17 protein-coding genes are annotated in these 21,570 nt (G+C 71.3%); 13 read left to right on the forward strand and 4 right to left on the reverse strand.

What is annotated here, in order from left to right:
- Nucleotides 1–24 precede the first annotated feature (24 nt).
- Nucleotides 25–690, forward strand: a complete 666-nt coding sequence (locus BJ986_RS11735) for an acyltransferase (protein WP_337795203.1) — start codon at nucleotides 25–27, stop codon at nucleotides 688–690.
- A 27-nt stretch (nucleotides 691–717) separates the two neighbouring features.
- On the opposite strand, the gene BJ986_RS11740 is transcribed toward BJ986_RS11735, so the two are convergent.
- Nucleotides 718–2,250, reverse strand: a complete 1,533-nt coding sequence (locus tag BJ986_RS11740) for a 1,4-alpha-glucan branching protein domain-containing protein (protein WP_202881239.1) — start codon at nucleotides 2,248–2,250, stop codon at nucleotides 718–720.
- A gap of 195 nt (nucleotides 2,251–2,445) precedes the next feature.
- Here BJ986_RS11740 and arfB point away from each other — a divergent pair, with 195 nt between their 5' ends.
- The 3 genes from arfB to BJ986_RS11755 all read left to right on the forward strand — a co-directional run bounded on the left by arfB (nucleotide 2,446) and on the right by BJ986_RS11755 (nucleotide 4,861).
- On the forward strand, nucleotides 2,446–2,853 hold the full coding sequence (arfB, locus tag BJ986_RS11745) for an alternative ribosome rescue aminoacyl-tRNA hydrolase ArfB (protein WP_179423809.1): 408 nt from the start codon (nucleotides 2,446–2,448) through the stop codon (nucleotides 2,851–2,853).
- Between the two features lie 219 nt (nucleotides 2,854–3,072).
- Nucleotides 3,073–3,855 (forward strand): electron transfer flavoprotein subunit beta/FixA family protein, encoded by a 783-nt coding sequence (locus BJ986_RS11750; RefSeq protein ID WP_179422146.1) that lies wholly within the window; start codon nucleotides 3,073–3,075, stop codon nucleotides 3,853–3,855.
- 46 nt (nucleotides 3,856–3,901) lie between these two features.
- On the forward strand, nucleotides 3,902–4,861 hold the full coding sequence (locus BJ986_RS11755) for an electron transfer flavoprotein subunit alpha/FixB family protein (protein ID WP_179422147.1): 960 nt from the start codon (nucleotides 3,902–3,904) through the stop codon (nucleotides 4,859–4,861).
- 345 nt (nucleotides 4,862–5,206) lie between these two features.
- Here BJ986_RS11755 and BJ986_RS11760 read toward each other — a convergent pair whose 3' ends face one another.
- Nucleotides 5,207–6,658: a S8 family serine peptidase gene (locus BJ986_RS11760; protein ID WP_420372043.1), complete on the reverse strand. Its 1,452-nt coding sequence runs from the start codon at nucleotides 6,656–6,658 to the stop codon at nucleotides 5,207–5,209.
- A gap of 208 nt (nucleotides 6,659–6,866) precedes the next feature.
- On the opposite strand from BJ986_RS11760, the gene BJ986_RS11765 reads away from it, so the two are divergent.
- From BJ986_RS11765 to BJ986_RS11790, 6 genes are all read left to right on the forward strand, one after another.
- The gene (locus BJ986_RS11765) at nucleotides 6,867–8,054 is read left to right on the forward strand and encodes an aminotransferase class V-fold PLP-dependent enzyme (RefSeq protein WP_179422149.1); all 1,188 of its coding nucleotides are present in this window, start codon (nucleotides 6,867–6,869) and stop codon (nucleotides 8,052–8,054) included.
- Nucleotides 8,054–9,139 carry a tRNA 2-thiouridine(34) synthase MnmA gene (mnmA, locus tag BJ986_RS11770; protein WP_179422150.1) on the forward strand — a complete coding sequence of 362 codons (1,086 nt, stop codon included), beginning with the start codon at nucleotides 8,054–8,056 and terminating at the stop codon, nucleotides 9,137–9,139. The genes BJ986_RS11765 and mnmA overlap by 1 nt, the downstream gene beginning before the upstream one ends.
- Nucleotides 9,140–9,259: 120 nt before the next feature.
- A complete protein-coding gene (locus BJ986_RS11775; RefSeq protein WP_179422151.1) occupies nucleotides 9,260–10,864 on the forward strand; it encodes an FMN-binding glutamate synthase family protein in 1,605 nt (534 codons plus the stop codon).
- 7 nt (nucleotides 10,865–10,871) lie between these two features.
- Complete coding sequence (locus tag BJ986_RS11780; protein ID WP_179422152.1) at nucleotides 10,872–12,593, forward strand: thiamine pyrophosphate-dependent enzyme; 1,722 nt, start codon at nucleotides 10,872–10,874, stop codon at nucleotides 12,591–12,593.
- Between the two features lie 84 nt (nucleotides 12,594–12,677).
- The gene (locus tag BJ986_RS11785; protein WP_179422153.1) at nucleotides 12,678–13,676 is read left to right on the forward strand and encodes a uroporphyrinogen decarboxylase/cobalamine-independent methonine synthase family protein; all 999 of its coding nucleotides are present in this window, start codon (nucleotides 12,678–12,680) and stop codon (nucleotides 13,674–13,676) included.
- A gap of 7 nt (nucleotides 13,677–13,683) precedes the next feature.
- Complete coding sequence (locus BJ986_RS11790) at nucleotides 13,684–14,670, forward strand: DMT family transporter (protein WP_179422154.1); 987 nt, start codon at nucleotides 13,684–13,686, stop codon at nucleotides 14,668–14,670.
- A 61-nt stretch (nucleotides 14,671–14,731) separates the two neighbouring features.
- Here the strand turns inward: BJ986_RS11790 and BJ986_RS11795 are convergent, their stop codons facing one another.
- Nucleotides 14,732–16,231: a long-chain-fatty-acid--CoA ligase gene (locus BJ986_RS11795; protein WP_179422155.1), complete on the reverse strand. Its 1,500-nt coding sequence runs from the start codon at nucleotides 16,229–16,231 to the stop codon at nucleotides 14,732–14,734.
- Between the two features lie 192 nt (nucleotides 16,232–16,423).
- Here BJ986_RS11795 and ligA point away from each other — a divergent pair, with 192 nt between their 5' ends.
- Complete coding sequence (ligA, locus tag BJ986_RS11800) at nucleotides 16,424–18,556, forward strand: NAD-dependent DNA ligase LigA (protein WP_337795454.1); 2,133 nt, start codon at nucleotides 16,424–16,426, stop codon at nucleotides 18,554–18,556.
- 129 nt (nucleotides 18,557–18,685) lie between these two features.
- On the opposite strand, the gene BJ986_RS11805 is transcribed toward ligA, so the two are convergent.
- A complete protein-coding gene (locus BJ986_RS11805; protein ID WP_179422157.1) occupies nucleotides 18,686–19,453 on the reverse strand; it encodes a FadR/GntR family transcriptional regulator in 768 nt (255 codons plus the stop codon).
- A gap of 147 nt (nucleotides 19,454–19,600) precedes the next feature.
- Here BJ986_RS11805 and BJ986_RS11810 point away from each other — a divergent pair, with 147 nt between their 5' ends.
- Together BJ986_RS11810 and BJ986_RS11815 are read left to right on the forward strand one after the other, a co-directional pair.
- Nucleotides 19,601–20,146 carry a gluconokinase gene (locus BJ986_RS11810; RefSeq protein WP_238338088.1) on the forward strand — a complete coding sequence of 182 codons (546 nt, stop codon included), beginning with the start codon at nucleotides 19,601–19,603 and terminating at the stop codon, nucleotides 20,144–20,146.
- On the forward strand, nucleotides 20,143–21,546 hold the full coding sequence (locus tag BJ986_RS11815) for a GntT/GntP/DsdX family permease (protein ID WP_179422158.1): 1,404 nt from the start codon (nucleotides 20,143–20,145) through the stop codon (nucleotides 21,544–21,546). The genes BJ986_RS11810 and BJ986_RS11815 overlap by 4 nt, the downstream gene beginning before the upstream one ends.
- Nucleotides 21,547–21,570: the final 24 nt, after the last annotated feature.

The raw sequence follows: 21,570 nt of genomic DNA on the forward strand, positions 1-21,570 counted from the left end.
CACCCGACGACCCGGAATGAGCCCGTGACCTCGGCAGCCAACGCGGACATGTCGCCGGCCGACCACGGCGAGCGGGCCGAGCACGGCCCCTTCGGGCTGCCGCGGCCCCTCGCGTGGGCCCGGTGGGTGGGCTGGGCGATGGCCAACCGCGCGTTCACCCGACACCACCTGCTGAGCTACCTGCGGATGGCCCGGGCCAGCGCCCGTTGCCCCTCACTGCGGTTCGAGGGTCCGTGCTTCATCGGTCCGGACGTGCGGTTCGAGGTGCGCGAGGGCTACGGCCGGCTGGTCGTCGGCGCCTACACCCACGTCGGGGCGCACGCGCGGCTGCGGGCCCACGAGGGCACCCTGCGCATCGGACCCAAGTCGGTCATCGGCATCCGCAACACCATCAACTGCTGGATCGACATCTCCATCGGCCAGGCGTGCCTGTTCGGGGACGACGTCTACGTCTGCGACTTCGACCACGTCACGACGTCGCTCGACCTGCCCATCAAGGACCAGGGGATCGTGAAGTCGCCGGTGCGGATCGGCGACGACGTCTGGCTCGGCACCAAGGTCGTCGTCACGCGCGGGGTCGACATCGGCGACCACTGCGTGGTCGCGGCGTCCGCCGTCCCGCGCGGTGAGTACCCGCCGCGGTCGGTCGTCGCCGGCATACCGGGCAAGGTCGTCCGGACCCGCACGTAGGGCCCCGAGGTAGGAGGCCTGCGGCGCTCAGCCCGCGAGGGCAGCGACGCGGGCATCGAGGGCGGGGAACGCGCCGTCGCGCGCCGCCAACCGCGTCGCCTCCGCGCGTGCCTCGTCCCGGCGGCCGTCCTCGACCAGCTGGGCGAGCTGGTGGAAGTCGCGACGGTGCCCTTCGGCCCGCCGTCTCGCGTAGTCCACTGACTGTCCACGGGTCACCAGGAAGGCCCAGTCGCTGGAGAGGGCGTGGAACAGCGTCTGGAGCAGCTGGTCGAGATCCGGCCTGCGGGTCTGCAGGCGGCCGGCGGCCCGTTCCCTCGCGACGACGTCGAGCCAGCGCCGTTGCAGCCACTCGTTCTCGTGGGCGATCTGGCGCACGCCCGGACCGTCCCACACCGAGAAGTCCTTGCCGGCGCCCCACGACCCGGGACCGAGGTCGAGCTCGCCGGCGACGTGCCCGGCCGCGACCGCCTTCTCGACGGTGGTGACGGTCACGCCGGCCGCCCGCAGCGCACGGATCGCCCTGCCCAGGAACGCCGGACCTTCGTGCCACCAGTGACCGAACAGCTCGGTGTCGTATGCCGCGACGACCAGCCCCGGAGCGCCGGTCACCTCGCGGGCGTGGCCCAGCCTGGTCCGGACGGCGGCCACGAAGTGCTCCACGTCGGCGTCGACCTGGGCTGCGGCGGCCAGCGGGTCGTAGGGCGACTTGTGCTCGACGCCCACGTCGGGTTCGGTGATCGCCCACAGCCTGATCCCGGTGAACTCCTCGCGGGCGTGGAAGTCGCGATAGGCCGCGGCACCTGGGTAGCCGCTGCGCGAGGACCAGATGAGGTTGGTGACGTCCAGGTCACGGGGGACCGCCACGAGGTCGCTCCCGGTGACCCGCCACGCCCCGTGCGGGTGACCACCGGCATCACGGACGGTCTGCTCGTCAACCACGAAATGACCCACGCCGGTGGCGGTGAACGCCGGGGCCAGGGCGGGGGACCAGGCGCACTCCGGTGCCCAGATGCCTCGGGGCCGCGCGCCGTGTCGCCAGACGCTGTCGGCCAGGCCCGCCTCGAGGGCGACCCCGACGAGCTCGGGTTGGAGCAGGGGCAGCAGGGGATGTGCGGCCGGGCCACCGAGCAGCTCGACCACGCCCTCGTCGCGCAGGGATCGCAGCACGGGCGAGCCGCCTGCCCGCCACCGGGACTCCAGCAGGCGCTGGACCCGGTTCGCGGCGGCATACTCCACTGCCGCGGTCTCGCGACGGTGCGGATCGGCGTCGAAGCCCAGCTCGCGCGCCCGCTGCTGCCAGAGCCCGACCCACGTCCGGGTGTCCTGCCGCATCCGCCGGTGGTCGAGCTGGGCGGCGAGGACGGGGGTGACGCCGAGGGTGAGGACGTCGCGATGCCCTTCTGCCGCAAGGGAGTCCAGCTCGGAGACGAGCGGGACGTAGGACTCCGCCCAGGCCTGGAACAGCCACTCCTCGCCGAGCGGCCAGACCCCGTGCCCGGGCAGCCAGGGGAGGTGGGAGTGCAGGACGAGGCAGAAGGCGCCCGGCACCGAGGAAGTCACAAGCCACCAGTGTGCCGCAGTCCGGGCCGGGGGGAGGCAGCCCCACAGCTCCGACGTCGCAGCCCCACAGCTCCGGCGCACAGACGATGTGGGTCCGCGCTGTGGTGGAGTGGACCCGTGACCACACCACCGGCGGGACGACCTCAGCCGGGCGCGGCCCTGTCCGTGCCGGCTGGTCCCGGCTTGCGCCACGGCATGGTCATCGATGCCGGCGAGCTCATCGAGCGGTTCTCGCGTTCCTCCGGCCCCGGTGGCCAAGGGGTCAACACCACCGACAGCCGGGTCGAGCTCGACTTCGACCCGAGCACGTCCCGCGCAGTCGCGGCGCTGCCCGAGGCGGCCCGCGGGCGGCTGCTGGACCGGCTCGCCCCCAGGCTCGTCGGCGGACGGCTGATCGTGGTCGCCTCCGAGCACCGCTCCCAGCGGCAGAACCGGGTGGTCGCCCGGCAGCGCCTGGTCTCCCTGCTGCGGGAGGCCGCCGCTCCGGATCCGCCGACCCGGCGCCCCACCCGTCCTACCCTGGGCTCGCAGCGACGCCGGATCGAGGGCAAGAAGCGCCGGGGTCAGCTCAAGTCGGGCCGACGCGCTGTGGGCGACGACTGACAGGGCGCTCGCCGGCTGGTCCGCTGGACGGGCGGTGTGGGCGCCATCACCTCCGTCGGGCTTGCCCGGCCGGTCCCGTGGTGAGCGTCACGCGGTGCTGGCGTGTCGATTCCGCGCAGGGGCTGTAAGGATGGCACCTGACCAATTTCGATACCCACCAATTTCGATACCCACTGTCGATCCCAGCGGTATCCACTCCCAGAAGGGGACGATCAGCGCATGAACATCGTCGTCTGCGTGAAGTACGTGCCGGACGCACAGTCCGACCGCACGTTCAACGACTCCGACAACACCACCGACCGGGTGGGCGTTGACGGTCTGCTGTCCGAGCTCGACGAGTACGCCGTCGAGGAGGCCCTCAAGCTCGTGGAGGCCGGAGAGGGTGAGGTGACCGTGGTCACCGTCGGCCCCGACCAGGCTGCCGATGCCCTGAAGAAGGCCCTGCAGATGGGGGCCGACAAGGCCGTGCACGTCAAGGACGACGCGATCCACGGCTCTGACGCCGTGGCCACCTCCCTCGTCCTGGCCGAGGCCATCAAGAAGACCGGCACCCCTGACCTCGTCATCACCGGCATGGCGTCCACCGACGGCACGATGAGCGTCGTCCCGGCCATGCTCGCCGAGCGCCTCGGCCTGCCGCAGGTGACGTTCGCCTCGGAGCTGGCCGTCGACGGGTCCACCGTGACGATCCGTCGCGACGGGGACGCCGCCTCGGAGACGATCGTCGCGTCGCTGCCGGCGCTGGTGTCGGTCACCGACCAGATCAACGAGCCGCGCTACCCCTCGTTCAAGGGGATCATGGCCGCGAAGAAGAAGCCGGTCGAGGAATGGGCCCTGGCCGACCTCGGCATCGACGCCTCGCAGGTCGGCCTGGACGCCGCCTGGACCAAGGTCGAGTCGTTCACCAAGCGGCCCCCGCGCGAGCAGGGCCAGATCGTCACCGACGAGGGCGACGGCGGCACCAAGCTCGCCGAGTTCCTGTCCGCGCAGAAGTTCATCTGAGCCGACCAGCCTGAGCTGCCGGACAGACCGAAGAGAGGAACCACTCATGGCTGAAGTACTCGTCCTGGTCGACCACGCGAACGGCACCGTTCGCAAGACCACCTCGGAACTGCTCACCATCGCCCGCCGCCTCGGCGAGCCCAGCGCCGTGTTCGTCGGCGACGGGTTCGACGCGGCGAAGGAGACGCTGGCCAAGTACGGCGCGGAGAAGGTCTACCGCGTCGAGTCCGCCGACGTCACCGACTACCTCGTCGCCCCGCAGGCCGAGCTGCTCGCCCAGCTCGTGGAGAAGACCTCCGCTGCCGCCGTGCTCATCCCGAGCAACAGCGCCGGCAAGGAGATCGCTGCGCGGCTCGCGATCAAGACCGACTCGGGCCTGATCACCGACGCCGTCGACGTGCAGGCGGGTGAGGGCGGTGGCGTGTCCACCACCCAGTCCGTCTTCGCGGGCTCCTACAGCGTCAAGTCGGTCGTCACCAAGGGCACGCCGATCATCACGGTCAAGCCCAACTCGGCCACCCCCGAGGAGGCAGCCGGCGCGGCCGCCGACGAGGTGTTCGAGCCGACCATCTCCGAGGCCGCCAAGGGCGCCAAGGTCACCGAGTCCAAGCCCAAGGAGGCCACCGGCCGTCCCGAGCTGACCGAGGCCGCGATCGTGGTCTCCGGCGGTCGTGGCACCGGCGGCGACTTCTCCCCGGTCGAGACCTTCGCGGACTCGCTCGGTGCCGCGGTGGGTGCCTCGCGCGCCGCCGTCGACGCCGGCTGGTACCCGCACACCTCGCAGGTGGGCCAGACCGGCAAGCAGGTCTCCCCGCAGCTGTACGTCGCGTGTGGCATCTCCGGCGCCATCCAGCACCGCGCGGGCATGCAGACGTCCAAGACGATCATCGCGATCAACAAGGACGAGGAGGCCCCGATCTTCGAGCTCGTCGACTTCGGTGTCGTGGGCGACCTCTTCACGGTCCTCCCGCAGGCCACCGAGGCCGTCAACGCCGCCAAGGGCTGACCGCCCAGGGGTGACCGACCCCGCACAGATCGAAGGCCCCCGACCACGCCGGTCGGGGGCCTTCGGTGTGTGCGGGTCTGTCCGTCTGCGGGTCTGTGCACAGAGGCTCGTCATGCTGCCCAGAGACCTGCTCTCTGCGCAGTAGGCGCGAGGTCTGTGCACAGAGGCTTTTGGGTATGCCGTGTGTGGGCGCGGAGGCTGGGTACGCCCCGCCCAGGAACGCCCCGGACCACAGGGGGTGGTCCGGGGCGTTCACCCGGTCTGCGTCGTACGACCGCAGGTACCGGGGGGAGGTTCCCGGGTCCCCCTCACAGGGCCCGGGACCCTCGTACCTTCCGCTGGCTGCTAGCGGATGGCATTGGCGGCAGCGACGACGTCGACCAGGCCGTGGCCCTTGTCGAAGCTCGTCGTGCCGTTGGTGCCCGCTTCGTACGGCGCACCATTCGTGTACTTGTAGGCGGTGGACTCGATGGCGGCCTCGACCTGCGCCGGGGTGGCGTTCGGGTTGGCCTGGAAGAGCTGCGCGACGATGCCCGAGATGTGTGGGGTGGCCATCGAGGTGCCGCTGATCGTGTTGTAGTCGCCGCCGTCCTTGGGGTCGAGCCCCGACGAACAGATCGGCAGGTAGATGCGGCACGAGCTGGTGATCGACTCACCGGGCGCGGAGATGTCCGGGTAGGTGGACTGGTCGCCGGCCTTGCCGCGGCTGGAGAACGTCGAGACGGTGCCGTCACGGGTGCCGGTGTTCTGGTCGAAGTACGAGGCGACCGAGATGATGCCGGGCGTCGGGTCCTTGGCGGGCGGGTTGGACAGGTCCTTGGACCCGTCGCCGCCGTCGTTGCCGTTGGCCCAGACCGTGACCACGCCCTCCTTGACCAGGGCGCGCTGCAGCTTGACCGTCGCGGAGTTCGGGTCGAAGGCGCCACCGCCGGTGGGGCCGTAGGAGTTCGACGTCACCTTGATCGGCGGGCACTTGCTGACCGCGACGCCCGCACCGCACGGGGCGTTGTGGTTCTCGAGCACCCAGTTCAGCGCCGCGTCGGCGCCGATGATGAAGAGCACCGCACCGGTGCTGATGCTGACCAGGCTCGCCCCAGGGGCGGCGCCGTGCATCTTGGTGCCGTCGGACAGCGTGACGTCGCGACCGGCGACGATCCCGTTGACGTGCATGCCGTGCCCGCCGCCGGAGACCAGGTCGGTGTCGGCCGAACCGGCATCGACGGGCGCGCAGGTGCTCTCCGTCACCGGCTCGCAGACCATCTTGAGGTTCTTGACCACGGCGGAGGTGCCGTCGGGGTTCTTCAGGAACGGGTGGGTCGGGTCGACGCCGGAGTCGATCACGGCGACCGAGACCCCCTTGCCGTCGAGGGCGGTGCCGTCGGCCCCGGTGAGGGTGTTGCGCGCCTCGTCGCCGCGGGTGGCCTTGTTGGAGGTCGACAGCAGCATCTCGATGGGCTGGTTGCCCTCGACGTACGTCACGCCGGGCTGCGACCGGACCGCCTGCACCTGGGTGGGCAGTCCCGTGGCGACGACGACGCCGATCTTCTCGAAGGTCGTCACCCGGCGCAGGCCGGCAGCCTGCACCGCGCGGGTGGCGGCGGCCGTGTCGGTGCCGTGCACGAGCACGGTGGTCGGGGTTGCGGACTTGAGCGTGCCCAGCTGGGAGGCCAGCCAGGGCTGGACAGGGGCGAGGGAGCTGCCGGAGGACATCAGGCCCGCCGAAGCGGGCGTTGCGAGGGCCATCACGGCCAGAGCAGCCGTGGCAGTCATCGCGACGACTGCCCGGGTTCTCTTCACGGAGTGCATGTAGTTCCCTTCCTGAGACCAGCACTGGTTTCGGTCGGTACGCCGTGTCCAACGAGAGGCGAAGCGAGCGGTTACGCCCGGTAGGTCAAGGGCGGGTCAGGAAACAGTCGGCTCCCAGGCCGCCGGTGACGGGTCGCGATCGCCCGCCCACGCCCGGCTTCGTCCGGGGCCTGGGTAGTGGACGAGTAAACTTTCGACGGTGACCGCCTACCTCGACCATGCCGCCACCACGCCGATGCTCCCATCGGCCATCGCGGCCATGGTCGACCAGCTGGCCACGACCGGCAACGCGTCCTCGCTGCACACCTCGGGCCGGATGGCCCGCCGGGTCGTCGAGGAGTCGCGAGAGCGACTGGCCAAGGCCCTCGGGGCGCGCCCGTCGGAGGTCGTCTTCACCTCCGGGGGCACCGAGTCCGACAACCTGGCCGTCGCCGGGACCTTCGAGGCGCGACGCGAGGCGGACCCCGGCCGCGTCCGGATCGTCTGCAGCGCCATCGAGCACCACGCCGTCCTCGACTGCGTCGAGCACCTGGTCGCCCAGGAGGGGGCCAAGGTGACCTGGGTCGAGCCCGACGCCCTGGGCTTCATCACGCCGGGCGCGGTCCGCGCTGCCATCGAGGAGGACCCCGACTCGGTGGCTCTGGTCACGGTCATGTGGGCCAACAACGAGGTCGGCACCGTCCAGCCGGTGGCAGAGCTCGCGGCGCTGGCGCACGAGTTCGGCGTGCCGTTCCACACCGACGCCGTCCAGGCCGCGGGCCACCTCCCGGTGGACTTCGCCCAGTCGGGGGCTGACCTGATGACCGTGACCGGCCACAAGGTCGGCGGGCCGCTGGGCGTGGGGGCGCTGCTGGTCCGTCGCGACGTCGTCGTGGTGCCGCAGAGCTTCGGCGGGGGACAGGAGCGTCAGATCCGCAGTGGGACCCTGGACGTCCCCGCGATCCGTGCGTTCGCCGTCGCCATGGAGGAGGCCGTCGAGACCGTCCCGGTGGAGGGACCTCGGCTGATGGCGTTGCGGGACAGGCTGATCCGCTCTGCCATGGACCTCGGCTACGAGATCACAGCGACGGGCGCATGGGAGGCCGGCGACGGCATACACCGGCTGCCCGGCAACGCCCACCTGCTCGTGCCCGGCTGCGAAGGTGACTCGCTGCTCTACCTCCTCGACGCCGCGGGGGTCGAGTGCTCGACCGGTTCGGCGTGCCAGGCGGGAGTGCCGCAGCCGTCCCACGTGCTGCTCGCGATGGGCATCCCGGAGGGCTCCGCGCGCGGTGCCCTGCGGCTGACGTTCGGCCACACCTCGACCGACGCCGACGTCGACGCGGTGCTGGCCGCACTGCCCGCCGCGATCGACCGCGCGCGTCGAGCCAGCGGGTGGACCGGCTGATGCGGGTCGTCGCCGCGATGTCCGGCGGGGTCGACTCCGCCGTCGCGGCCGGACGGATGCTCGACGCGGGGCACGAGGTCGTCGGCGTGCACCTCGCCCTGTCGCAGAGCGCAGCGACGCTGCGTGAGTCGGCCCGTGGCTGCTGCACGATCGAGGACGCGGGAGACGCGCGCAGGGTCGCTGACGTGCTCGGGATCCCGTTCTACGTCTGGGACATGGCAGAGCGGTTCAAGCGTGACGTGATGGAGGACTTCGTCGCGGAGTACTCCGCTGGCCGCACCCCGAACCCGTGCCTGCGCTGCAACGAGAAGATCAAGTTCTCCGCTCTGCTCGACAAGGCAGTGGCCCTCGGCTTCGACGCCGTGGCGACCGGTCACTACGCGCAGGTCGTCGAGCGTGACGACGGCGGGCGCGAGCTGCACCGGGCGGTCGACATGGCCAAGGACCAGTCCTACGTGCTGGGCGTGCTCGACGCCGACCAGCTGGCCCGGGCGTTCTTCCCCCTGGGTGACACCACGAAGCCCGACATCCGCGCGGAGGCGAGGGAGCGCGGCTTCTACATCGCGAGCAAGCCCGACTCGCACGACATCTGCTTCATCGCCGACGGCGACACCCGCGGCTGGCTCACCTCGCGACTGGGGGAGCAGCCCGGCGAGATCGTCGACGCCGAGACGGGCGAGGTCGTCGGCGCGCACCGGGGCGCGTACGCCTACACCGTCGGTCAGCGACGCGGGCTCGGCCTCGACCGGTCGGTCATGGACGGCGACCCTCGCTACGTCGTCTCCGTCGACGCCGCTGCCAACCGGGTCATGATCGGCACGTCGGATCTGTTGGGGGTCAACGCGATTCGTGGTGACCATGCCCGCTGGTGCGGGCCGCCCCCCGAGGGCGTGGTCGAGCTGGGCGCCCAGGTGCGCGCCCACGGCGAGGAGGTGCCCGCGCAGGCGTGGGCCTCCGGAGACGACGTGCAGGTGCGTCTCGCGGGTCGTCTCCGCGGGGTCGCTCCCGGCCAGTCCGTGGTCCTGTACGACGGGACGCGCGTGGTCGGTTCGGCCACGATCGCGTCGGCCTGGCTCGAGAGGTAGCTCGAGCTAGCTCGAGACCTGGCTCGGGGGCAGCTCGAGGGGGTGGCTCGCGCGGGTGGCTCGAGGGCGCGGGCAGCGCCGACGGCCGAGGGTGGCATCATCGCTGGTCAGGAGGTAGTGATGCTGAAGTTCTTCATCGTCGGGGCCCTGGGGGTCACGGCTGCCATCGTGGCCCTGGCCGCGTCCCTCGGCGGCCCGGCCTGGTGGGTGCTGCTGGTCCTCGTGCTCGGGCTGTTCGGGCTCGCCGTGTGGGACGCGTTCCAGCGCAAGCACTCGATCCTGCGCAACTACCCGGTGCTCGGACACCTGCGGTTCCTCATGGAGGACATCCGGCCCGAGCTGCAGCAGTACTTCATCGAGCGCAACTACGACGGTCGCCCCTATGACCGTGACATCCGCTCCCTGATCTACGAGCGCGCCAAGGACATCGCGGGCGAGCAGGCGTTCGGCACCGAGCGCGACGTCTACGAGCCGGGGTACGAGTACCTCGTCCACTCGACCGCGCCGCTGGACCCGCCGAAGGACCTGCCCCGGGTCCTGGTCGGCGGCCCGGACTGCGCCAAGCCCTACCCGATGGCCCTGCTCAACGTGTCGGCGATGAGCTTCGGCGCGTTGTCCGCCAACGCCATTCGCGCGCTCAACAGGGGCGCCGCACTGGGCGGGTTCGCCCATGACACCGGCGAGGGCGGTCTCTCGCCGTACCACCAGGAGCACGGTGGCGACCTCGTCTGGGAGATCGGCTCCGGCTACTTCTCGACCCGCACGAAGGACGGCGACTTCGACCGTGGTGAGTTCGCGAGCAAGGCGTCCAGCGACCAGGTGAAGATGGTCTCGCTCAAGCTCAGCCAGGGAGCCAAGCCCGGCATCGGCGGTGTCCTGCCCGCGGCCAAGGTGAGCGCCGAGATCGCCCGGATCCGCGAGGTACCGCAGGGCGAGAAGTGCGTCAGCCCGTCCGCCCACAAGGTCTTCCGCACCCCCGTCGAGCTCATCGAGTTCATCGCCGAGATGCGGGACCTGTCGGGCGGCAAGCCCGCAGGTTTCAAGCTGTGCGTGGGGTCGCGGGTCGACGTCCTGGCCATGTGCAAGGCGATGATCGAGGTCGGCACCACTCCGGACTTCATCATTGTCGACGGCGCCGAGGGCGGCACCGCGGCGGCGCCGCTGGAGTACGAGGACCACATGGGCATGCCGCTCACCGAGGGCCTCATGCTCGTGCACAACGCCCTCGTCGGCGCGGGGTTGCGGGACCGGGTGCGGATCGGCGCCAGCGGGAAGGTGGCCGCCGGCAACGACATCGTCAAGCGGCTCATCCAGGGCGCCGACTACACCAACTCCGCCCGCGCGATGATGATGGCCGTCGGCTGCATCCAGGCCCAGCTGTGCCACACCGACAAGTGCCCGGTGGGCGTCGCCACCCAGGATCCACGGCGCGGCCACGCCCTCGACGTCGAAGACAAGAGCCAACGGGTCATGCACTACCAGCAGGGCACCGTCGAGGAGGCCGTCAAGATGATGGCCTCGATGGGCGCGCACGACCCGCGTCAGCTCTCGCCCACCCAGCTGCGCAAGGTCATCAACCCGTGGGAGACCCGCTCGTATGCCGAGCTGTTCGAGTGGCTCGCCCCCGGCCAGCTCGTGGCAGAGCCCCCGCAGTCGTGGGCCGCCGACTGGGCGGCAGCCGACCCGTCCGCCTTCCGACCCAGCCTGTCGAGCCCCAGGAGCTGAACCACGCATGAGCACCGTCGCAGAACTCATCGTCGAGGCCCTCGCGAACCACGGGGTGACGTCCATCTGGGGGGTGGTCGGGGACGCCCTCAACCCGGTCACCGACGCGATCCGGCGCGAGGACCGGGTCGAGTGGATCGGGGTCCGCCATGAGGAGGTCGCGGCGTTCGCGGCCTCCGCGCAGGCCCAGCTCACGGGCGACCTCGCGGTGTGCATGGGGACCGTCGGCCCGGGTTCGATCCACCTGCTCAACGGTCTGTACGACGCCAAGAAGTCGCACGCCCCGGTGCTGGCCATCTGCGGGCAGGTGCCGCTGCCGGAGGTGGGCACGGACTTCTTCCAGGAGGTCGACAACAACCGGCTGTTCAGCGACGTCGCGGTGTTCGCCGAGACGGTCACGAGCGCCGAGCAGATGCCGCACCTCCTCGAGCAGGCCGTCAACGCGGCCCTCGGCGCCCGCGGCGTCGCGGTGCTCACGCTGCCCGGCGACGTCGGGGGCCTCGACGTGGCCAAGGGTGCCCTCCCGCCGCGCTTCGTCCCGCCGGCACACCCGGCGGCCGCCTCGCCGGAGGCCATCCAGGCTGCGGCGGATGCCATCGGCGCCGACGCCAAGGTCACGCTGCTCGTCGGATGTGGCGCGCGCGGTGCTCGCGCGGAGGTGCTCCGGCTCGCCGAGACGCTCGCCGCGCCGATGGTGCTGACCCTCAAGGCCAAGGAAGGCTTCGAGCACGACAACCCGTACGCCGTGGGGCAGACGGGGCTGATCGGGAACCCCGCGGCGACGTCCGCCATGGACGACGCCGACGTCCTCGTGCTCGTGGGCACCGACTTCCCGTACCGGGACTGGATCCCGACCGGGAAGACCGTGATCCAGCTCGACTCCCGCGCAGAGCACGTCGGTCGGCGCACCGCGGTGGCGCACGGCCTCGTCGGTGATGCCGGGGCGACCCTGCGCGCCCTGCTCCCGATGCTCACGTCGCGCGAGCCCGGCCGACACCTGCAGAAGGCCCAGGAACGCTATGAGGAGTGGATGCAGGCGCAGCGCAAGCTGGCCGACCCCGACCACGACGAGTCCCTCCTCGGGCGCCTGCGCAGCAAGGCCGACAACCCCGATGAGCTGATCCGCCCCGAGGCGGTGGCGATGGCGGTGGACCGCCATGCGGGACCGGACACGATCTTCACGAGCGACACCGGGATGTCCACGGTGTGGCTGGCGCGACTGGTGCCGATGAGCGACAACCGGCGGCTGATCGGCTCGTTCAACCTCGGCTCGATGGCCGACGCCATGCCGATGGCACTGGGGGCCCAGGCCCTGGACCGCAGCCGCCAGGTCGTCGCGTTCTGCGGGGACGGTGGGCTGATGATGCTGCTCGGGGACCTGCGGACCGCGGTCACCTACGACCTCCCCGTGACCTTCGTCGTCTTCAACAACGGCCGCCTGGGCATGGTCAAGCTCGAGCAGGAGCAGGGTGGCCTCCCGGAGTTCGGGACCGTGCTCGACAACCCCGACCTCGCCGCGGTCGGTGCGGCCCTGGGGCTGACGACCCGTCGCGTCACCGACCCCCAGGACCTCGACGAGGCCGTCGCGCAGGCCCTTTCCTCCCGCGTCCCCTACCTCCTCGATGTCGTGACGAACCCCGACGAGGTGGCGGTGCCAGGCAGGACGAAGCCGTCGCAGGCGTGGGGCTTCGCGATCGCCAAGGCCAAGGAGCACATCGTCAGTCGCTGACGGCGAGCCCCACCCGGGGTCACCAAGCCTGCCAACCGACCCTGCGCCGTCGAGGGTGTCGGTGGGGCTGACTAGTCTCGGGGCGTGGCTCGCGCAACTGGCATCGGCTCTCTCCCGGGCACCGACATCCGCGAGGCGCTCAAGGGTGTTCGCGAGATCCTCGGAGACGGCCACCTGCCCTACCTGCCGGAGCTGCCCGCGCGCGGCCCGGGCGCCGACATGATCGGTCGTGCCGCAGGGCTCCTGGTCGACCTGCACGTTGACCTCCAGCCCAGCGGCTGGCGGTTCGTCGAGCGGGGCGGGCACGACGGCCAGCGCACCAGGGCCCTGCTGCGTCAGGACCTCGACGAGCTCGCGGAGGCCTTCGACGGCTACGAGGGCGACCTCAAGCTCCAGTGCACCGGCCCCTGGACGCTCGCCGCCGGCATCGAGCTCCAGCGCGGTGAGAAGGCGCTGTCCGACCCCGGGGCGGTGCGCGACCTCCTCGGCTCCCTCGCGGAGGGCCTGCGCGTCCACCTCGGCGACGTCGCGCGCCTCGTCCCGGGCGCCACGCTCGTCCTCCAGCTCGACGAACCCTCCCTGCCCGCGGTGCTCGCCGGTCACCTCCCCACCGCGTCGGGCTACGGCCACCTGCGCCCGGTCGACCCCCAGACCGTGGTGAACGGCCTGCGCGAGGTCCTGGCGGCAGCGAGCGACGACGCGGGCCCCGGCGCTGCGACGGTCGTGCACTGCTGCGATTCCGGCATACCGCTGCCGCTGCTCCGTGCCACGGGGGTCGGCGCGGTCGCGCTCGACGTCACCGCCCTCACGCCCCAGCGCTGGGAGTCCATCGCCGCGACCGTCGAGGACGGCGTCGCCCTGTATGCCGGGTGCCTGCCGACCGACGGGAGCGGCACCGTGCGCGGAGCCGCCGACGTGGTGAGCCGGGGCTGGCGCGACGCGGGCATGGCCACCACCACGCTGGGCGACCTCACGGCCAGCCCGGCCTGCGGGTTGCCCGGACTCACACCAGAGGGGGCCTGGCGCGTTCAACGCGCAGCGGTCGCCGTGGCCGCGGAATGGTCAGAACGAGCCGAGAGTTGACGCACCCATGAGCAGTGTCGCCACCACACCCGCTGTCACCCCGACCCAGGCGACCCGCGTGCCCTGGCAGGCCAAGTACCTCCTGCTGGCCTTCATCTGGGGATCGAGCTTCCTGCTGATGAAGGTGGGGCTGCGCACCATGGCCCCGCTGCAGATCTCGGGTCTGCGCATCTTCGCCGGCACTGCCACCCTGCTCACCCTGTTGGCCATCACGGGCGGTCGACTGCCGCGTGCGCGTCGCACCTGGGCCCACCTCGCGGTGTCGGGGGTGTTCCTCACGGCCCTGCCGTTCAGCCTCTTCGCGGCCGGCGAGGTGCGCGTCTCGTCGGCCCTGGCCGGGATCGGCAACGCCACGACGCCCCTGGCAGCGGTCTTCTTCGCGCTGGCCCTGCTGCCGAGCGACCGGCTGTCACCGCGCAAGCTGGCGGCGGTGGTCATCGGGTTCGTCGGGGTCGTCGTCATCATGCAGCCGTGGGAGTCCACGGGACGCCCGGACCTGCTGGGCTTCGGCATGACCCTGGTCGCCGGCGCGTGCTACGGCCTGGGCTGGACCTACAACCGGCGCTTCCTCGGCGACGCGGACCTGGGCGGGCTGTCCATGCCCACGGCGCTGCTGCTGGTGGGGTCCGCGCTGATGGTGCCCGTCCTGCTCGTGTGGTGGCTGTTCAACCGTGACACGTATGCCGCCCCGTGGGCCGGGCACGCCAACCTCGACGGCGGGGGCGCACTGCTGCCGCTGCTCTGCGTCCTCGTGCTGGGCGTCGTGGGGACGGGACTGGCCTACATGCTCCAGTTCGACGTGGTCCGGGGCGCGGGTGCCACGGTCAGCACCACCGTCACGTACCTCATCCCGGTCGTCTCGGTGCTGCTGGGCGTCGTGGTCCTGGGCGAGCACCTGGCTTGGCCGCAGCTGCTCGGTGCGGCGATCGTGCTGGTCTCGGCTGTGGTCATCGGCCTGCCGGCCCGCCGCCGCGCCGCGCCGCCGGCACCCTGACCGCACCGCCGCCGCGCCGCGCCGCCGGCGCCCGGACCGCAGCGCCGGCGGGGGAGGCTCGTCAGCCCGCCGGCTTGTGCACCTCGCGACGCAGGATCTTGCCGGTGGGACCCTTGGGGAGCTCGGGGACCGCCCAGATGTGGCGCGGGTACTTGTAGGCCGCGATGCGCTCCTTGACGTAGGACTGGACGTCCTCGAGCGTCGCGGTGGCGCCGGGGCGGAGGGCGACAGCAGCCCCGACGTCCTCGCCGAGCAGGTCGTCCGGCACCGCGACCACGGCGGCCTCGAGCACATCGGGGTGGGTGTAGAGGACCTCCTCGACCTCACGCGGGTACACGTTCATGCCGCCCCGCAGGATCATGTCCTTCTTGCGGTCGACGATCGTGTAGTAGCCCTCGTCGTCCACCGTGGCCAGGTCGCCGGTCCGGAACCAGCCGTCCGGGATGGCTTCCGCCGTGGCCTCGGGGTTCTGCCAGTAGCCCTTCATCACGTTGTCGCCCCGGATCGCGATCTCGCCGACGCCCTCGCCGGGCGCGACGTCGTTGCCCTCGAGGTCGATGAGCTTCATCTCGCAGCCCGGGATCGCGACGCCGATGGTGCCGGGCTTGCGCTCCCGCGTCGGCATGTTGAACGACGCCACCGGCGAGGTCTCGGACAGGCCGTAGCCCTCGAGGATCATGCAGCCGAACTTCTCCTCGAACGCCTTCATGACCTCCAGCGGCATCGCCGACCCGCCCGAGCAGCAGGTGCGCAGGGACGTCGCGTCGAGGGCGTCGGAGTCGGGGTGGTTGAGGATCGCGGCATACATGGTCGGCACGCCCATGAAGATGGTGACCTTCTCGTTGCCGATGACCTTGATCGCCTCGGCCGGGTCGAACCGGGGGATGAGCGCGAGCGCGGCCCCGGCGATGACGGCGGCGTTGAGCCCGACGACGAGCCCGAACACGTGGAACAGCGGCAGGCAGCCCATCACCACGTCGTCGGGGGTGGTCGCCTGGATCTCGACCGCGCTGCGGTAGGCGTTGAGGTGGATGTTCTTGTGGGTCAGCTCGGCGCCCTTGGGGCGACCGGTGGTGCCTGAGGTGTAGAGCACGATGGCCGTGTCCTCGTCGTCCCGCTCGACGGGCTCGGTGATCGGTTCGCCACCCTCGAGCGCGCCCTCGGCGGGACCCATCGGCCCGCAGGGGATGATGCGGGTGCCGGAGTTCTTCGCACCCTCGGTCGCCTCCGCCACGAAGTCGGGCCACACGAACGCGACCTTGGCGCCGGAGTTGGTGAAGAAGAAGTCGATCTCGCCGGCCTTGAGCAGGGGGTTCATCGGCACGACGATGGCGCCCGCGAGGAGCGACCCGAAGAACACCACCGGGAACGCCGGGACGTTCGGGAGGATGATCGCCACGCGGTCGCCGGGCTCGACCCCCGCGGCCTTGAGCGACCCCGCCACCCTGGCCGCCATCCCGTGGATCTGGGCGTACGTGATGTCGTTGCCCATGAACTTGATGGCGGGCTGGTCGGGCCGCTCCCGTGCGGTGTCGACCAGGTTGGTGGCGAGATTGGTCATGGCGCAGGCTCCTCGACGGTGGGGGTGCGGTTTCCCGCCATCCTCGCCCGAGAGCGGCACCTTTGGCTACGGGTTCAGGTATGCCGCGTCGCCGCGTGACCGTCAGGGGTGTGCGGCAGGATGGGCGTCGTGACCCAGAACGACTCGCCGACAGCACCAGGGCCTGCCACCGACGAGGCGCCGTCGCCCGCTGTGGACGAGGCGCCCTCGCCCGCCACGGACCCGGCACCCGCCACCGACGCGGCCCGTCACGAGTGGGGCGACCTCGCCGAGCAGGCCGCGGCGGCTCAGTTCGCCTACCACGTCAAGGATGCGCCGACCATCAGCGACGGGGACTACGACCGGCTGATCCGCCGCCTGAACGAGCTGGAGGAGGAGTTCCCCGAGCTCCGCTCGCCGGAGAGCCCCACCCAGCAGGTGGGTGGCGCCGTGTTCTCGACGGACTTCACCGCGGTGGACCACCTCGAGCGGATGCTCAGCCTGGACAACTGCTTCTCGCCCGAGGAGCTCGCCGCCTGGGCGGCGAGGGTCGCCCGCGATGCCGGGTCCGCGGCATACCACTATCTGTGCGAGCTCAAGATCGACGGCCTGGCCGTCAACCTCCTCTACGAGAAGGGTCGGCTGGTGCGCGCCCTCACCCGCGGCGACGGACGCACGGGCGAGGACGTGACCAACAACGTCAAGACGATCGAAGGCATCCCGCACCAGCTGGCCGGATCCGACCACCCGGCGCGGGTGGAGATCCGCGGTGAGGTCTACTTCCCCGTCGAGGCGTTCGGCGACCTCAACGCGAGCCTCGTCGAGGCCGGCAAGGCCCCCTACGCCAACCCGCGCAACACCGCCGCGGGCTCGTTGCGACAGAAGGATCCGCGGGTCACCGCCAGCCGTGGCCTGCGGATGCTGGTGCACGGCATCGGACTGCGCGAGGGGTTCGAGCTGACCCGGCAGTCGCAGGCCTACGACCTGTTCCGCGAGTGGGGCCTGCCGATCTCGACGCACTACCGCGTGCTGGACACCATCGAGGAGGTCCAGCAGTTCATCGACCACTACGGCGCCGAGCGGCACAGCGTCGAGCACGAGCTGGACGGGATCGTCATCAAGGTCGACGAGATCGCGCTCCAGCGCCAGCTCGGGTCCACGTCGCGGGCCCCCCGCTGGGCCATCGCCTTCAAGTACCCGCCCGAGGAGGTCAACACCAAGCTCCTCGACATCCAGGTCAACGTCGGTCGCACCGGTCGGGTCACTCCGTTCGGGGTGATGGAGCCGGTGGTCGTCGCGGGGTCGACGGTCGAGCGCGCCACCCTGCACAACGGCGACGAGGTGCGGCGCAAGGGCGTGCTCATCGGCGACACCGTGGTGCTGCGCAAGGCCGGTGACGTGATCCCCGAGATCCTCGGGCCGGTCGTCGACCTGCGCGACGGCAGTGAGCGCGAGTTCGTCATGCCCACCGAGTGCCCGTCCTGCGGGACGCCGCTGGCGCCGGAGAAGGAGGGCGACAAGGACATCCGCTGCCCCAACGCGCGCACCTGTCCGTCCCAGCTGAGGGAGCGGCTGGCCGGGCTCGCCGGCCGCGGGGCGTTCGACATCGAGGCCCTGGGCTGGGAGGGGGCCGGCGCGCTGCTCGACTCCGGGGTGCTGGAAGACGAGAGCGGGCTGTTCGGGCTGGCCGGCGAAGCGGGCCGCGCCCGGCTGGTCACCGTCCCGCTGTTCACCCGCGCGGCCAAGAAAACCGACCCGGCGGAGTCCGTGGTCGACGGGAAGGTGTTGTCCGCCAACGGGATCCGTCTGTCGGAGAACCTCGAGCAGGCCAAGTCGCAGCCGCTGTGGCGGGTCCTCGTGGCGCTGTCCATCCGCCATGTCGGCCCGACCGCAGCGCGAGCGCTCGCGCAGCACTTCGGCACCATGACGGCGATCCGCGAGGCCACGGGTGAGGAGCTTGCCGGGGCCGAGGGCGTGGGCGGGGTGATCGCCGAGGCGGTGCGTGACTGGTTCGATGCCCCGGGCAACGACTGGCACGTCCGCATCGTCGACCAGTGGGCTGCGGACGGCGTGCGCATGGAGGACGAGCGCGACGAGTCCGTCGAGCAGACCCTGGCCGGGTTGACCGTGGTGGTGACCGGGTCGCTCGAGGGGTTCTCCCGCGACTCGGCGAAGGAGGCGATCCTGGCGCGGGGCGGCAAGGCCTCGGGGTCGGTGTCGAAGAAGACCGACTACGTCGTCGTGGGGGAGAACGCCGGCACCAAGGAGGACAAGGCCCGCGAGCTCGGCCGGCCGATCCTGGACGAGGCCGGCTTCCGGCGGCTCCTCGAGACTGGTCATCCGTGACCCTCCCGCGGCCGCTCACCGGCGCCTGACCCACTGCCTCGGCGCCACGGCGCGGTGGGCGTCGACGGTCAACCTCGGTGAGGTGGTCCCTCGCGACCGGGACGCCGAGTTCTCCGCCGGCTCCCGGGTTCAGGCTGAGTGCCCGGTGTCCTTGGCCAGGCGCACGGCCGCGCTCGCCTCGTCGATGATCGAGGCCATCGCCGCGCTCGCGGCCCTGCCGTCCCCGGAGCCGATGGCCTGCGCCACGTCACCGTGCAGGCGGATGGCCGTGGGGTTCGGGGTGCGCGGCATGAGGTCATGGTGGGTGCGACCGGCCAGCACCTCGGACACGACGGTGGCGAGGGCGGCGAGCATCTCGTTGCCCGACGCCTCGAGCATGGTGCGGTGGAAGTCCTTGTCGGCCTCGAGGTAGGCCACGAGGTCGCCGGACTTGGCGTGAACCGTCATCTGCATCACCGCGGCCGCCATCGCACCGCACTGCTCGGGCGTCGCCCGGTCAGCGGCGAGCTCGGCGGCGACGGGTTCGAAACCACGGCGCAGCTCACCGAGCGAGACCAGCTGGTCCTCGCGGTCGGGACCGTCGAGGCGCCAGCGGATCACGCGGGGGTCGAAGACGTTCCACTGCGACCGGGGGCGCACGCGCACCCCGAGCCGGCGCCGCGTCTCGACCAGGCCCATCGACGAGAGCACGCGGACGGCCTCCCGCACCACGGACCGGGACACCCCGAAGCGCTCGTCGAGCTGGTCGATCCGCACGACGCTGCCCACGGGCACCGTCCCCGAGACGATCTCCTGGCCGAGCCGGTCGAGCACGCTGGCGTGCAGCCCTGGCTCGAGGCCTGCGGGGGAGTCGTCAGTCGGGGTGGGGGCGGCCGGGTCGGCGGGGTCGGCGGGCATGCGTCCAGCCTGCCAGACAGGACGTGTCTCAGGCACTGAGGTTTTAAATAAGATTTATAAGTCGAAGAGTCTTGTTAAATCCGCTCTGATGCTGCACGCTGGTCCAGGAGCTCGACGCCGAGCCCGTGCCGACACAGGAGTCAGCCCATGCCTGAACCGAAGGAACCTCCCGCAGCGCCCCTTGTCGTGGTGATGGGGGTGTCCGGCTCAGGCAAGACGACCGTCGGCGCGGCCCTCGCCCAGCGCCTGCGGGTCCCGTTCGCCGATGCGGACGACTTCCACCCCGCGGCCAACATCGCCAAGATGTCGGCGGGGATCCCGCTCGACGACGACGACCGGGCGCCCTGGCTGCGAGCCATCGCCGACTGGCTCGTCGAGCACAGCGCGACCGGGGGCGTAGCCAGCTGCTCGGCGCTCAAGCGGAGCTACCGGGACGTCCTGACCAGCGCCGCCCCGCGGGCCGTGTACATCCACCTGCACGGCGACCGCGACGTGCTGGCCGCGCGGGTCGCAGGGCGTCCGGGGCACTTCATGCCGGCCGCGCTCATCGACTCCCAGTTCGCCACCCTCGAGGTGCTGCAGGCCGACGAGCTCGGTGCTGCCCTCGACGTCGCCAAGCCGGTCGACACGCTCGTCGACGAGTCCCTCACCATCCTCAGCACCCTCGCTACGAAAGGCGTGACCCTCCCGTGAACACCGACGTTCTCTCCCTGCTGCACCCGGCCCTCACCGCGGCCGATGCCGCCAAGCTCCCGGACATCCCGGCTGCGCGGCTGATCCCGGCGGCGCTGCTCGGCATCGCCGTCATCGTCCTGTTGATCACGCGGTTCAAGCTGCACCCGTTCCTCGGGCTGACCCTGGGTTCGCTCACGGTCGGCGCCGTGGCGGGCGTGACGATGTCGGACACGATCGCCAGCTTCACCAAGGGCTTCGGCGCCACCGCGGCGGGGGTCGGCACGCTGATCGCGCTCGGCGCCATGTTCGGCAAGCTGCTCGCCGACTCCGGTGGCGCGGACGAGATCGTCGACACCATTGTCGGCCGGTCCTCGGCCCGCACGCTGCCGTGGGCGATGGCTGGCGTAGGCGCCCTGATCGGGCTGCCGATGTTCTTCGAGATCGGTCTGGTCCTGCTGATGCCCGTGATCTTCCTGGTCGCGCGCCGTTCCGGGCTGTCGATCATCAAGGTCGGAATCCCCGCGCTCGCCGGCCTGTCCGCCATGCACGGACTGGTGCCCCCGCACCCCGGGCCCCTCGTCGCCATCGACGCCCTCAAGGCCAACCTCGGGCTCACCCTGGGCTTCGGTGTCCTCGTGGCCCTGCCGACCGTCGCCATCGCGGGTCCGCTGTTCGCCCGTTTCGCCGGCCGCTGGGTCGACGTCCCGGCACCGACGCTGTTCGCCACCGACGAGCGCGACGCCAGGCTCGAGCGCCCGAGCTTCGCCGTGACCCTGCTCGCCGTCCTCACGCCCGTCGTCCTGATGATGGGCAAGGCGCTCGCGGACATCTTCGCCGCTGACACCAACCCGGTCCGGACCGCGCTCGACTTCCTCGGGACGCCGCTCGTCGCGCTGCTCATCGCCGTCATCGTGGGCATGTTCACCCTCGGCCGTGGCGCCGGCATGGGCACCAAGGAGCTCGCCTCCTCGCTCGAGAAGGCGCTGCCGCCCATCGCCGGCATCCTGCTCATCGTCTCGGCCGGTGGCGGTTTCAAGCAGACGCTCGTCGACACCGGGATCGGTGGCCTCGTCGCTGACTGGGTGAAGGGCAGCGGCGTGAGCGTCCTGCTGCTCGCCTGGGTCGTGGCGGTCCTGATCCGCCTCGCGACCGGTTCGGCCACGGTGGCCACCGTCACGGCCTCCGGCATCCTCGCGCCGCTCGCCACCGGGATGAGCACCCCCCACGTCTCGCTGCTCGTCCTCGCGATCGGCGCCGGCTCGGTGTTCTTCTCGCACGTCAACGACGCCGGCTTCTGGCTGGTCAAGGAGTACTTCGGCCTCTCCGTCGGCCAGACCCTCAAGACGTGGTCGCTGATGGAGACCCTGCTGTCGGTGTCCGGCCTCGTGTTCGTCCTGGTTCTCGGTCTGGTGGTCTGAGCCGGCCCGCAACACCAGCTCAGG

Source organism: Pedococcus badiiscoriae (assembly GCF_013408925.1).
Lineage (GTDB): Bacteria > Actinomycetota > Actinomycetes > Actinomycetales > Dermatophilaceae > Pedococcus > Pedococcus badiiscoriae.

Coding starts and splice junctions, on each gene's coding strand:
- arfB (WP_179423809.1), top strand. CDS start 2,446: ATGGTCATCGATGCCGGCGAGCTCATCGAGCGGTTCTCGCGTTCCTCC.
- BJ986_RS11750 (WP_179422146.1), top strand. CDS start 3,073: ATGAACATCGTCGTCTGCGTGAAGTACGTGCCGGACGCACAGTCCGAC.
- BJ986_RS11755 (WP_179422147.1), top strand. CDS start 3,902: ATGGCTGAAGTACTCGTCCTGGTCGACCACGCGAACGGCACCGTTCGC.
- mnmA (WP_179422150.1), top strand. CDS start 8,054: ATGCGGGTCGTCGCCGCGATGTCCGGCGGGGTCGACTCCGCCGTCGCG.
- BJ986_RS11775 (WP_179422151.1), top strand. CDS start 9,260: ATGCTGAAGTTCTTCATCGTCGGGGCCCTGGGGGTCACGGCTGCCATC.
- BJ986_RS11780 (WP_179422152.1), top strand. CDS start 10,872: ATGAGCACCGTCGCAGAACTCATCGTCGAGGCCCTCGCGAACCACGGG.
- BJ986_RS11790 (WP_179422154.1), top strand. CDS start 13,684: ATGAGCAGTGTCGCCACCACACCCGCTGTCACCCCGACCCAGGCGACC.
- BJ986_RS11795 (WP_179422155.1), bottom strand. CDS start 16,231: ATGACCAATCTCGCCACCAACCTGGTCGACACCGCACGGGAGCGGCCC.
- BJ986_RS11805 (WP_179422157.1), bottom strand. CDS start 19,453: ATGCCCGCCGACCCCGCCGACCCGGCCGCCCCCACCCCGACTGACGAC.
- BJ986_RS11810 (WP_238338088.1), top strand. CDS start 19,601: ATGCCTGAACCGAAGGAACCTCCCGCAGCGCCCCTTGTCGTGGTGATG.